Annotated in this window: 7 protein-coding genes; 2 read left to right on the forward strand and 5 right to left on the reverse strand. The window is 36.2% G+C overall.

Features of this window, described 5'->3' with window-relative positions; genetic code table 11:
• Positions 1-13: 13 nt before the first annotated feature.
• Positions 14-2821 (forward strand): glycosyl hydrolase 115 family protein, encoded by a 2808-nt coding sequence (locus BUA96_RS10365; RefSeq protein WP_072982799.1) that lies wholly within the window; start codon positions 14-16, stop codon positions 2819-2821.
• Between the two features lie 159 nt (positions 2822-2980).
• Entirely contained in the window at positions 2981-7036 is a 4056-nt protein-coding gene (locus BUA96_RS10370; RefSeq protein WP_084673119.1) for a two-component regulator propeller domain-containing protein, read from the forward strand.
• A 71-nt stretch (positions 7037-7107) separates the two neighbouring features.
• On the opposite strand, the gene BUA96_RS10375 is transcribed toward BUA96_RS10370, so the two are convergent.
• From BUA96_RS10375 to BUA96_RS10395, 5 genes are all read right to left on the reverse strand, one after another.
• Positions 7108-8478: an alpha/beta hydrolase family protein gene (locus tag BUA96_RS10375; RefSeq protein ID WP_072982801.1), complete on the reverse strand. Its 1371-nt coding sequence runs from the start codon at positions 8476-8478 to the stop codon at positions 7108-7110.
• Positions 8479-8568: 90 nt separating this feature from the next.
• Positions 8569-9537 carry a glycoside hydrolase family 43 protein gene (locus BUA96_RS10380; protein ID WP_072982802.1) on the reverse strand — a complete coding sequence of 323 codons (969 nt, stop codon included), beginning with the start codon at positions 9535-9537 and terminating at the stop codon, positions 8569-8571.
• Between the two features lie 58 nt (positions 9538-9595).
• Positions 9596-10912 carry a family 43 glycosylhydrolase gene (locus tag BUA96_RS10385; RefSeq protein ID WP_072982804.1) on the reverse strand — a complete coding sequence of 439 codons (1317 nt, stop codon included), beginning with the start codon at positions 10910-10912 and terminating at the stop codon, positions 9596-9598.
• A 53-nt stretch (positions 10913-10965) separates the two neighbouring features.
• A complete protein-coding gene (locus BUA96_RS10390; RefSeq protein WP_262490506.1) occupies positions 10966-12537 on the reverse strand; it encodes a glycoside hydrolase family 43 protein in 1572 nt (523 codons plus the stop codon).
• Positions 12538-12545: 8 nt separating this feature from the next.
• Entirely contained in the window at positions 12546-13685 is a 1140-nt protein-coding gene (locus BUA96_RS10395; protein WP_072982806.1) for an endo-1,4-beta-xylanase, read from the reverse strand.
• Positions 13686-13687: the final 2 nt, after the last annotated feature.

The following is a 13687-nucleotide window of genomic DNA, read 5'->3' on the forward strand; positions in this document are numbered from 1 at the left end:
ATAAATCAAAATTATGCGCAATACCTCAATTTCATTTAAACTGAATCTCTGTTTTTTCATTATTATTTTGCTATCTAATACAATAGCCCTGCGTGGACAAAATATAGCAGTTTACAAAAAGTTTAAGAATCAAGCTTTTAGATTGGTAGATAACACTAATGTTGCAAAATTTATAATTGACAATCAAGATTATGAGGGTGTTCACATTGCTGCTGAAAACTTGAGGAATGATATTGAGCGTGTTAGTGCCGTAAAGCCTGAATATGACCAAGTAATTAAAAATGGTGGAAATGTTATTATTGGCACATTAGGTAAAAGTAAATATCTCGAGGAATTGATAATTGCTGACAAAATAAACCTCGATAGCATTGAAAACAAATGGGAGGCTTATACGATTCAGCAGATTGACGGCAATTTAGTAATCGCTGGAAGTGATAAACGAGGTACTATCTATGGAATTTATACCCTGTCGGAACTTATAGGTGTTTCTCCTTGGTATTGGTGGGCAGATGTTCCTGTAGAGCAATCTAATAAACTGTATATAACAGCTAACAATGTGATTAATCCCGGCCCTAAAGTTCAGTATCGAGGAATTTTTATTAATGATGAAGCTCCAGCATTATCAGGTTGGGTCGGAGAAAAATTTGGATCTTTTAATCACCAGTTCTATGAGCACGTCTTTGAATTAATATTACGCTTAAAAGGTAATTACCTCTGGCCTGCGATGTGGGGTCGTGCATTTTATGATGACGATCCACTCAATCCAAAATTAGCCGATACCTATGGTGTTGTAATTGGCACCTCTCATCATGAACCCTTAATGCGTGCTCATTCGGAATGGGGAAAATATGGAAATGGTCCTTGGAATTATACCACTAATGCAAAAACACTGCGTAAATTTTGGGGTGAAGGAATTAAGCGTATGGGAACTAATGAAAGTATAGTCACCATCGGTATGCGCGGTGATGGTGACGAGCCAATGACTGAAGGTACTGCTATTGAATTACTTGAAACGGTTGTTAAAGATCAGCGCAAAATTATCCAAGACATTACTCGAAAACCCGCTGAAGAAACCCCACAGATTTGGGCATTATATAAAGAAGTTCAAGATTATTATGATCAAGGTATGCGTGTTCCTGATGATGTAACTTTGTTACTTGCTGATGACAATTGGGGAAATATAAGAAAGCTTCCAGACCCAAAAGACTTCACGCGTACTGGTGGGTATGGTATATATTATCATTTTGATTATGTGGGGGGTCCTAGAAATTATAAATGGTTAAATACCACTCAAATCGCAAGGGTTTATGAACAAATGTCTCTTGCTTATGCTTATAATGCCAAGAAAATTTGGATCGTAAATGTTGGGGATATAAAGCCTATGGAATTTCCAATAAGTTTTTTTCTAGACTATGCTTGGGATCCTGAAAATTTTAATCTTAGTAATCTTGAAAGCTATACCATCAACTGGGTAAAAAAACAATTTGGTAATGCCCATGCAGTTGAAGTTGCAGCCTTAATGCAATCTTATTCAACTATGGTTAGCCGCAGGAAACCAGAATTACTTGGGCCTGAAACTTGGAGTTTAAATCATTTTAACGAAGCTAATAGGGTTTTAAAGGAATATAAGAACCTTGAATTGCAAGCTACCGCGATAGAAAAAAAACTATCCAAATCTTATAAATCGGCATTTTATCAATTAGTGTTATACCCCATTAAGGCTTTAGCCAACTTAAATCGGCTATATATCGCTACAGCAAAGAACAGACAATTTGCAAATCAAGGAAGAAATACTACGAATGATTACGCTAACAAAGTTTCTGAGTTGTTTGAAATGGATCAAACACTAACGGATACGTATCATAGTTTGAATAATTCTAAGTGGAATCATTTTATGGATCAGACACATATTGGGTATACCTCTTGGCAAGAACCTAAAAAAAATATTCAACCGCTAACTGAAAAGATAGAAATTCCCCAAAAAGGGAATTTAGGAATTGCCATTGAGGGTACGGATGATTATTTCCCTAAAGTATCAACTTTAAAACTTTTGCCTTTTGATGATAATCATCAAACTCAAAAGGTTGAATTATTTAATACCGGCTTGGATCAACGCGAATTTCGCATTGAGAACTTACCGGATTGGTTATTGGTAGATACAAGTCGAGGTAGCTTTAATCAAGAACATACCATTGAGATTAAATTAAACCCTATAAAATTACCCCTAGAGAGTACATCTGCAATGTTTAAAATAGGGTCTAATGGTAAGGCCGCTAAAATAGAAGTGAATTATATTCTAAAAGATGATCAATTATTTAGTAATAGGGAATACAACGGAATAATTGCTATACCTTCTGATAATTTTCAAGAGAATGTAGGTTGGGAAGAAATAGCGCATTTGGGCAGACAAAATTCTGCCTTAAGACCAGAACACAAATTCTCGGAGCACATCAATTATGACAATACTAAATTGGTATATCAAATGTATACCGGGCAAGAACTACAAGGAACAATTACTTTCTATGTATCCCCTACTCTTGATTTTAAAAATCAAGGTGGTTTGGTTTTCAAATATCAAATTGATAATGGACCTATAAAGCATGTGAATATACATAAGGATACAAAGGATGACTGGGGAACCTCTGTAAGTAATAATGCTACTCGAGTACAGGCTAGTATTCACTTGTCTCAAGGAGCTCATTCTCTTAAAATTATAGGCGAAGATCCAGGAATAGTATTGCAACAAATTTTGATTCAATCCAATGAAAACCTACAAGAGAGTTATCTTGTCCCAAATGCTGCAAATTTAATAGAAGAGTAATCTTATTAATCAAAATCATTTAAATATTAAAAATAGAGCGCTTTTAATTTTACGAATACAAATACTGATGCACAAGTAATTTTATAAAGTTCATTAAAAGAAATTTTAATGATTTAATGCTAATGCCTAATAAAATTTAATATTGATAATTCCTTAATTTTGGTAAACTACATTAAAACCTTCATTCTATTCCAACTCATATTCACTTCCTTAAGTTATGGGCAAAATGGAAAAATTTTTTCTGCAGATTCTGAATTATCTAGTAGCTTAATCAATGCTATTTTTCAGGATCAAAAAGGGTATGTGTGGATTGCTACTGAGGATGGTCTAAATAAATACGACGGAGCTAAATTTGTAACCTACAAACACAGTGAAAAGGATTCTACTTCAATCCTGAATAATTATGTAAAAAGTATTTACGAAGACAAAGAGCACAATCTATACTTTGGCTTTTTTAATGGTCTTCAAATTTATGATCACGGTAGAGATTCCTTTCAACAGATACATCTTTCAATCGATGAATCTTATACCTATGATGCCCATGTCACTAAAATTATTCAACGAAATTCAGGAGAAATCTTAATTGGGACCTCAGGTCGCGGAGTTTTCAGCTTAAAAAGAAAATCTCAAAGCTTCTATACTGAGCATTTGCCAGATTTTGTACCAACTGCATTTATAAATGACATCTATCAAGATAAAAATGGTCATTTATGGGTGTTAACTCCAGAATCAGGCTTATACAGAATCAATGCTAAAAATAAAGCCTCTGCTTTTTTTCAAAATGCAGAACTGCGCTCGACCCTTTCAGCTGTTGTACAGGATGATGAAGGTACGATCTATGTTGGCAGTTATACTAAAGGGTTATTTAAGTATGATACTCAAACATCAACATTTCGATCAATACCAAACACACAGAAATACGTTATTCATAGCCTTTTTATTAATTCTCGTGGTGAATTACTTGTCGGAACAGATGGCGATGGCTTATATATTTATAATCCCAAGGAAGAGGTGTTAGCGCCTTATCAAATAACAATAGCCCGTTTTGATGCTTCCAAATCCAAAGTGCACGAAATCATTGAAGACAATAGCCACAATATCTGGCTTGGACTTTATCAAAAGGGTGTGGTCATAATTCCTGAAAAAAAAAATAATTTTAATTATATCGGTTATGAATCGAACACGCTTGACATTATTGGGTCAAATTGTGTTATGTCTGTCTTCAAAGATTCCGAAGGTATTTTATGGGTAGGAACAGATGGTGATGGTCTTTATAGCATCGGTCCAGATCAGACAGTTTTAAAGCATTATAAAAACGAAAAATCGTCAGGTAAGCAGCTCAATACAGTAGTTTCAATTTTTGAAGACAGTAATCATAATTTGTGGATAGGTACTTATTTAAATGGCCTTGCTAAAATTGATCGAAAATCGCTTAAAATGAGCTTTTTGAACAAGCTTGTGGATGAGCAAAACAATCCTGTTAAAAGTATTTATAGCATTGTAGAGGATTCTAACAAAAATCTCTGGTTAGGATCAATGGGTTCTGGACTTTTTAAACTTCATCTCCCCTCAGAGAATATTAAATCTTGTAACATACAAATTTCAGATGCTCCAAAAGGCCCTACATTCTTCAACAACAAATGGATTAATAAACTTTTGCTCGACGCTTCAGAAGAATGGCTCTATGTTGCCTCATATGATGGTATTAGTCGTTACAACCTCAAACAAGAAAAATTTCAAAGTTTTCCTCAGGGAATTAGACATTTTGGCGGCGAAATTGTTTATACAATTCATAGTGATAACGATGATCACTTATGGATGGGTACTGCTAATGGCCTTATTAAAATTGATACTGATTTTAAGCAATTGGCCAAATACACTATAAATAATGGTTTACCAAGTAATACGATCTATTCTATTGAGGAGACTCCACGCCGTCAATTATGGATCGCTACTAATCATGGCTTATCTGAATTTATTCCGGAAAGCGAAAGTTTTCTAAATTACTATTTCAATGATGGACTACAAGGAAATGAGTTCAGCAAAAACGCCTCATTTCTTTATGCTGGAAATGAACTTTATTTTGGAGGTATGAACGGAATTACCTATTTCAACCCCTCCGAAATCATAGATGATGATACAAAACCTAAAATCCTTATTACGGATGTATATTTACAAAACACACCTATTCGTCAAGGTATGGTTAGTGGTAATTATAATATACTGAATAAACCAATAATTGAGGCCGATTCCATTAATCTTTCTTATCAAGATAATTCATTTAGTTTAGAGTTTTCATCCTTAGAATACCGTAACCCTAAGCGAATCTCTTATTCTTATGCCGTCAATGAAGGTCCATGGATTGACCTTAGTCCTGGTGTCAATAGTATAGCGTTTGAGAATTTAGAAGCTGGGACTTATAATTTTGAGTTGCGTTCGAAAGATTATGATAAATATTCTAGTATAAAAGCCTTTACAGTAATTATCCATCCGTTGTGGTATCTATCAAAAATAGCCAAGATAATTTATATACTCTTGATACTATTTTTTATTCTTCTAATCAGTTATCATCTCAGACAACGCCATAATAATCAAAAGCGTCTTCAAGAATATTCTAAAGTAAGGCTAATCAACGAAGCCAAACTTCAATTCCTAACAAATATATCGCATGATATTCGCACACCATTAACTTTAATAATCAATCCCTTAAAAAAACTTCTAAGCACCGATACAAATCCCTTGCGATCAAAATCTTACCAGATAATGATGCGAAATACTGATCGTATTCTACATCTGACTAACCAATTACTTGATGTAAGAAAAATAGATAAAGGTCAATTAGAATTAAAATTTGAAGAAATTGAGTTGATTTCTTATATCGAATCGATTTGTGCACTTTTTGAGGATCAAATAGAGGCTAAAGAAATTAAATTTAATTTCAAGCATTCAAACGACGTACTTCATGCTTGGGTTGATCCAAACTATTTTGATAAAATCATTCAAAATCTTGTAGCCAATTCGCTAAAATTCGTGCCAAAGGGAGGCGCTGTTACATTAGTATTAGAACAATTGGATCCGCAAACACAAGCCTATGATCGTCCTTATTTTCAAATAAGTGTGATTGATAACGGTATAGGGATTGAGCCTGGAATGGAGCAATTGATTTTCGAGCGATTTTATCAAGACAAAAGCACTCCATATCATATTGAAGGAACTGGTATAGGGTTGAATCTCACGCGCTCTATTGCTGAGTTACATCACGGGACTATCTATGCTCAAAATAACGCAAATGGGAAAGGTTGCACATTTATAATTCGAATCCCTTTAGGTTGCGAACATCTAACTGCACAAGATTTGAATATAGCATCACATGATGAAACTTCATTGTCTCACAATAGCGGTAAGAATCAGATTGAAAATCGTGCAAATGAAATAGATCTTAGTTCTTCAGGTAGGCAGATACTAGTAGTGGATGATGATCTTGAAATCCGCAACTATATCAAAAAAGAATTTTCTCCAAAATTTAATGTCACCCTAGCTGGCAATGGAAGAGAAGCATTGGAACTCATTTTGAAAAAGAATTTCAACCTCGTTATCAGTGATATTATGATGCCGGAGATGGATGGTTTAGAACTGTGTCGAAGAATAAAGAAAAATATCAATATCAATCACATTCCTATTATCCTGTTAACTGCTAAATCAACTCCTGAACGTAATATGGAAAGTTTAAATCTCGGTGCTGATGCCTATATCCCTAAACCTTTCGATATTACTATCCTTCAAAAAACCGCTTTAAATCTAATTCAGAATCGAAAACTATTAAAAAATACGTTTGATGGAAGTCAACTACAAAAAGATAAGGTCAAACAGGTAGCACTTGAATCATCGGATGAAATTCTACTAAAAAAAATAATATCCTTTATCAATGAAAATTTGAGTAATTCCGATCTTAATGTTGAAATGATTGCAAATGCGGTTGGGATTAGTAGGGTTCATTTATATCGAAAGCTCAAGGATCTTACCAATCAAAGTGCAAGTGATCTGATAAAAAATATACGGCTTCAGCAAGCAGCTGATTTATTAAAATCAAAACAAATAAGTGTATCTGAAGTAGCATATGCAGTAGGATTTTCAAATTTATCCACGTTTTCTACTAATTTTAAAAATCTTCACGGAGAATCGCCTAAAAAATTTCAAGATAAACATTTGAAATAGTGAAGCAAATTATCATAGAGTACTAATTCAGAGCTACTGCATTGACAATAATCGGACGAGTAGTGAACTCGTCATTTATCCCAATACTTACGTGCCCAAGCAATCCAAGTACTCCAGTTAGGGCCTGTAGAATGCCCGCCACTGTGTTGTCGAAATGCAATTTCGCCATCGGTTATCGCTTTTCCCATTACTGGGAACTCTTCATTGGCATAACCTTGAAGACCATAAAGTTCGTATACTGGACTCGCAAACTTACCTCCAAGAAACATTCCTTTAGCATCAACCCAGTGCCCTTCTATATTTGAAGAACCAGCACTTATAAAGACAGGTCGGGGTGCACAAAGTGCTATTACTGAATGTGCATCAAAGGGAAGATCATTGACGGTCATTATAGAAGCATATTTTAAAAAATTTCCACTGAACCAATGATATTCCCCTGGTGAGGCCAAATTTTCAAGGGTTTCCCCAAAATTCCTACGTAAAATCGAGGAGCCTCCTGCTCCAGCAGAGCCTATAAAACCTAAGGAAATTCTAGTGTCAAATGCCATTGCCACAAGAGCTGCCTTTCCGTATCGTGAGGTGCCCTCTACCGCAATCCTATTGTGATCTACCGCTGAACGGGTTTCAAAATAATCAATTAAAGAACTGACTCCCCACCCCCAAGCTCTAAGGACACCCCAATCAGTACTAGAACGACGTTTTCCTCGGTTTATTAAACCTATGATGCCTGACAAAAGCCCTGCTCCATGATCTGCCTGTATACTGTTAACATCAACCACGGCATACCCCCAACCTTGTGTCGTTAATTGCTGTTTGAAAAGAGGTTCAAAGGGTGAAATAAAATAACTTTTAGGTTCCTGAATCCGGTAAAATGGAGAATGAATAAACCCAAGCTGTATTACCACGGGAGTGGCTATAGTATCCTGCGTTTTTGGTATTCCCAAGAGAACCTCAATTTCCACAGAAAGTTCAGGATACTGCGCATTATCAACTACTCCTAATAAATGTTGTTCCTCAACTAAGATATTACCTATCAGTGTATCTTTAGAGGTTAGTATGGACCAAGAAACCTTAGGGATATGTTTAGGAATAGTACCGTACATTTCAGTTTCAATGCTCTGAAGAAGTTCCATTCGTCTTTCTTGCTCCCATTGTTTTTCGGTTAATATTCTTTGCCCTGATGAAGACAGTAACAACTCTGGTAAGTTATAATTATGAACTTTAAGTTCATCTGTATTAGCCGCATTGGGATCTTTAGGATTCCCGGAAGGTCCAGGTCGGTTCTCAGTAGTAATACCCAGTTGGGCTTTCATATGTTTAAAATCTAAATTGCTATAGGTATTAATACTATCACGTACTACAGCTTTATCTTGAGCTAATAAGCAGAATGGAAAAAGTATAATTAGTATTAGGGTTGCAATTAAATTATTAAAGTATTGCATATTTAAACTGAATTTATAAAACGATTTTATAATGAATAGATAATGAAAATGCCAAAAAAAGAGGCTTACGCCTCTTAGTTAATAATATTGTTATTTAGTCCCCTGTAGTGTTGTTATGCTACCATCAGAATTATAACTGAATTCAATTACTTTCATACTTCTCAACCAGGTCTTACCTCCAGACGGTACACTATCATGATAAAAAATGTACCATTTGTTCTTAAATTCTATGATCGAATGATGAGTGGTCCAGCCTACCACTGGTGTTAAAATCACTCCGCGATACGTAAATGGGCCATATGGATTGTCTCCAGTTGCATAACATAACTTATGGGTATTGCCCGTGCTATACGAAAAATAATACGTATTGTTATACTTATGCATCCAAGAAGCCTCAAAGAATCTTCTGTCATGATCCCCTGCGGTTAAAGGCTTTCCATCATCATCTAATATCATTATGGACTTAGAAACTTCGGCAAACTCTAGCATATTATCACTCAGCTTTGCTATTCTAGGAGGTAGGGCCGGCTCTTGATCTTCAGGTTCTGCGCCACACTCAATAGCTTTGCCATCTCTGTAACGTTGCAACTGACCGCCCCATAAACCTCCAAAGTACATATAGTGCGTATTGTCATCATCCTTAAATAAACAGGGATCAATTGAGAAACTACCTTTCATTGGTGCCTCTAATGGCTTAAATGGACCTTCAGGCTTATCTCCGATCGCAACACCTATTCGAAAAATGTCTGTTTGATCTTTCAGAGGGAAATACAGGTAGTATTTTCCATCTTTACAAGCGATATCACAATCCCATAGTTGTCTACCAGCCCATGGAATATCTTTTACATGAAGTACTTCACCGTGATCAGTTACCTCACCATCAATTGAATCCATGGAGAACACATGGTAATCACGCATATCAAAATGATCTCCATTATCATTCTCAGGTATTCCAGATTCAACGTCGTGAGAAGGATATATATAAATTTTATCATTAAATACGTGAGCAGAAGGATCTGCCATATATGCGTGATCTACTAAGTATCTGGGTTCTTTCATTGTTTAATATTTATTGCTATTATTTTTATAATTCTTTTGTTGCGCTTACTCTACAGCTTTAGTCCATAAAGCGTATCCAATCTATGCTTGCCTGACCTGCTTTTAACACCAATCGTAAATCGTAAACAGCATTCGCTATTTGAGGTAGGGCTGCTTTATATTCAAGCCACCCTGTATTTGCGGGAATCTCAATAGCTGCAAGTATGGTATTTTTGCTTGCATCTACAATCTCCAGTTGTGATTTTAGGGAGGCATTCACGCGTATCGTAAGACTAGCATAAGTTTCATCAAATTCTACGGAATTGTATTGTACCCAGTCGTTTTGCTTCAAAGCAATATTCCAACCTTGAAACGTGTTTTGCGAATTATTAAAATGCAATTCTGCATCGGCACTTTTAGCACTATACCGATCAAACTGAAGCTCCTCTGAAGCCTTATTAACTCCGATACCACGCAATGTGGGTATTACTTTATTTATCAATCCGTCTGTATTGAAAGAAAGACTATCTGCCCGTATAGATCGGTTTTTATCAAAGTCTGGTGAAAGGTCATTATGATGGTAAAACAAATACCACTGATCGTTATAATCTACAATGGAATGATGATTGGTCCAGCAACCCGTTGGGCTTTCATCCATAATCACCCCAGTAACCTTAAAAGGTCCCATTGGGCTATCACCTATCGCATACTCGAGACGTTCTGTTTTGTTTTCTACGTGAGGATAGGTCAGGTAGTATTTGCCACTACGCTCAAACATAAAAGGACCTTCGAGGTGACCTTCTTTCGGTAAATTTGCAATAATGCTGGGTTCTGAAGCAAGTTCAAGCATGTTTGGCTTTAGCTTAGCTACCCATATATCACGTCCCGACCAGTAGATATACGCCTGACCATCGTGATCAATAAAAACATTAGGATCTATCCCATTTACATTAGCAATAGGTTTTTTCTGCGGAGTAAATGGACCTTCCGGATGGTTACCTACTGCAACACCTATGGTAAATCCTTCAGTATCCTTATGTTTAGTAGGAAAGTAGAAATAGTATTTACCGTCTTTCTCGACACAATCGGGAGCCCACATGCTATACCCTTCATCATAAGCCCACGGCACATCCTTCTGATGAAGAATTTCTCCGTGATCTTTCCATATGGTGAGATCTTTAGATGAAAATACGTGGTAGTCTTCCATGCAAAACCATCCGGGCTCTCCTTTATCCTCAGTACACATAATGTCATGAGAAGGATAGACGTATAGTTTATTATTAAACACGCGTGCGGTAGGATCTGCAGTATATTGATCGCGAATCAAGGGATTCTGTGCCCAAATAGCCTGAAATCCCCATATAAGCGCTCCTAAAAATGCAAGGTTGCATTTCATCTCAGGTAAAAATCCGCAAGTTTTAGTATACGTTATTATCATTAATTGATTTCTTAGTAAGATGGTTTATCAGAAATTTTGAAATAATCAAAATCGACATAACCACCTACATTCTCTGTAGCATAATTGAATAAACCAAAGCGGTACCCCATAAAGTGAGGAAGCGTGTATTGCATTTGTAAAACTCCACCGATTGATTGCCAGTTTTTACCATCTAAACTATAATAGAAATAAGCTTTGTCTGTACGCTTTTTAAAATCACACCTTATTTTGAAATACACGACATCTTGCTTAAGTTCAATTTTTGATATAAAAGTGCCATCTCCCTCATTTTTGCGAATAAAAATGTACTTTTTACTTCCTTCAAAGCTTACACCGATTTGTCCAAATTTTTGCTGAAGAATTGCCAAACCGGCAAAATCACCAGAGCGCATATTCGCTACATCCACTTTGATAGTCCCTGAAGATTCTGGCCCGATAGTCCGCTGGGTAAGTGTATTTTTAGCTTGGGTAAACAACGTGTCAATTCTTCCAGTTTTTAGACGTAAATAACCTGGACGTTCTGAAACTGACCATAAGTTGTTATTAGGATTGTGATTAAACTGCCAAACCAGTGGAAGCATAGCATCTCCCGATTTGCGTTCAAACTGATCTGAATTAACTATTCCTGGAATTAAACTTTCGTTTTTAGGTAAGTTTAGTTCTTTGGGTACTTTACCATTTTTCCCGAGAACCGGCCAGTCATTGACCCATTTTACAGGGACTAGATACGGAATTCTACCCACTGCCCCACTGTCTTGAAAAAGGTACGCATACCAATCTCCTGAGGGCGTATCTATTAGTCCTCCCTGAGCTACACCTTTATCTTGAAGTGCAATTCTACCTTCATATGGGCCGGTAATTCGATCTGCTCTATGAATAATTACCGTGCGCATACCGTTACGAGGCCAAGCAATATTGAATAAGTAAAATTTCCCCTTGTGTTTAAAAAGTTGCGACCCTTCGGCGGGCAAAAGGACTGAAGCACCTATAGGCTTTGTTGCATTTTCAATTAAAACTTGCTGAGTATCTTCTTTTACTCCGCTCAAGTCATCTTCAAGCTCAACTATACTAATTTCTCCAGCACCCCAAATCATATAAATTTTACCGTCTTCAAAAAAGAGCGTGTGATCATGATATGAAGGTGCAAACTCGTGTTTTTCCCAAGGGCCATTCTCAATATCTCTAGTTGTATAAATATGCGTTTTCCCAGAAGTTGCTGAAAAAGTTGATAAGTAATAAGTACCCTTATGAAACCTTAGTGAACTTGCCCACGAACCCTTCCCATAAGTTTGCTGTCCATTTTCAAGATTCATTGCATCATTGTCAACCAGTCTGTCATAAGCATAGCCTATGAGTTTCCAGTTCGTAAGATTGTTTGATTTCATTATAGGTACTCCGGGGCTCATATGCATAGTAGTACTGCTCATGTAATAGGTACTATCAACTCTTATGATAGCCATATCCGGGACATCTGCATAGATTAACGGGTTGGATGCCGTATTTTGCGCAACTCCCTGAAGCGCGCACAGACATATTCCTAAAAGCCAAATTTTAATATGATATGTGTTATTACTTATATCCAAAATAAAATCTATTTTTTTGCGATTGCAATAATTGAGTCTACTACACTCTTGGGTTTATTATCTCTGTCAAATAACAGCGGGTAATCTGTACGACCAGCTACAGGCCAATCATTTCTCCAAGAATTTCCATCATTAACTCCCCAAAGCGTGACTTTATCAATCTTCTTATGATGTTTCAGAAATAATTTAAAAAATTCTAAATAACGTTGATTCAAGGCGTTGCTCACTGTATCTGGTAATTTTTCTGGATACGGATTCATAGCTTCTTTATATTGAAAATTTGCTGAAACCTCTGCTCCTTGGTTTTTCCAAGGAGAAGGAAGAACTGTAATATCAAATTCAGTGATTGAAACTTTTAAACCTAGATTAGCGAAAGCTGTGATACTTTTTTCAAACTCTTCAAGTTCTGGGTAATCCATCCCTACGTGACCTTGCATTCCGATGCCGTGAATGGGTACACCTTGTTCCTGTAATTTTTTGACCATACGTACAATGCCTTCTCTTTTTTCAGGCACAGCAGTTGAATAATCATTGTAATACAATTCTGCTTCAGGATCTGCCTCGTGCGCAAACTCAAATGCCATTTTGATAAAATCTTCTCCAAGAAGATTATAAAATTTACTTTTTCTCAATGTCCCATCGTCTAAAACCGCCTCATTCACAACATCCCACGTTTTTATTTTACCCTTGTAACGGGTAACAACAGTGTGGATGTGATTTTTCATTCTTTGAATAAGTTCTTCACGAGTTATTTCCTGATCAAGACTGTCTTTAAAGAACCATTTTGGAGTTTGAGAATGCCAAATTAGAGTGTGCCCGTGAACCACCATGTTATTTTCAATACCGAAGTTCACAAATTTATCAGAGGTTGTGAAGTCATAAACATCTTGATTTGCGACTAGGCGTTCGCTTTTCATACAGTTCTCAGCAACGATAGAATTAAAATTTTCTCGTACAACCGCCAATTCTTCTGGATGATATCCCGCAATTTGTCTAGCGTTCAATGCTGTGCCTATTAAGAATTTATCTGCAAGAGCTTCTTTTAATTTTAAAGGTTTTTCATTTAACTGGGCAACATCCTCAGATTTATCAGATTTGCAGTTTACCAGCAATATTGCTATTAAAATAAGTGATGATAAATAGTTCATTT

Source organism: Leeuwenhoekiella palythoae (assembly GCF_900130045.1).
GTDB lineage: Bacteria > Bacteroidota > Bacteroidia > Flavobacteriales > Flavobacteriaceae > Leeuwenhoekiella > Leeuwenhoekiella palythoae.

Bases quoted from the DNA above. Each gene is read 5' to 3' on its own strand.
- BUA96_RS10365 (WP_072982799.1), top strand. From the start codon at position 14: ATGCGCAATACCTCAATTTCATTTAAACTGAATCTCTGTTTTTTCATT.
- BUA96_RS10375 (WP_072982801.1), bottom strand. From the start codon at position 8,478: ATGCAATACTTTAATAATTTAATTGCAACCCTAATACTAATTATACTT.
- BUA96_RS10380 (WP_072982802.1), bottom strand. From the start codon at position 9,537: ATGAAAGAACCCAGATACTTAGTAGATCACGCATATATGGCAGATCCT.
- BUA96_RS10385 (WP_072982804.1), bottom strand. From the start codon at position 10,912: ATGAAATGCAACCTTGCATTTTTAGGAGCGCTTATATGGGGATTTCAG.
- BUA96_RS10395 (WP_072982806.1), bottom strand. From the start codon at position 13,685: ATGAACTATTTATCATCACTTATTTTAATAGCAATATTGCTGGTAAAC.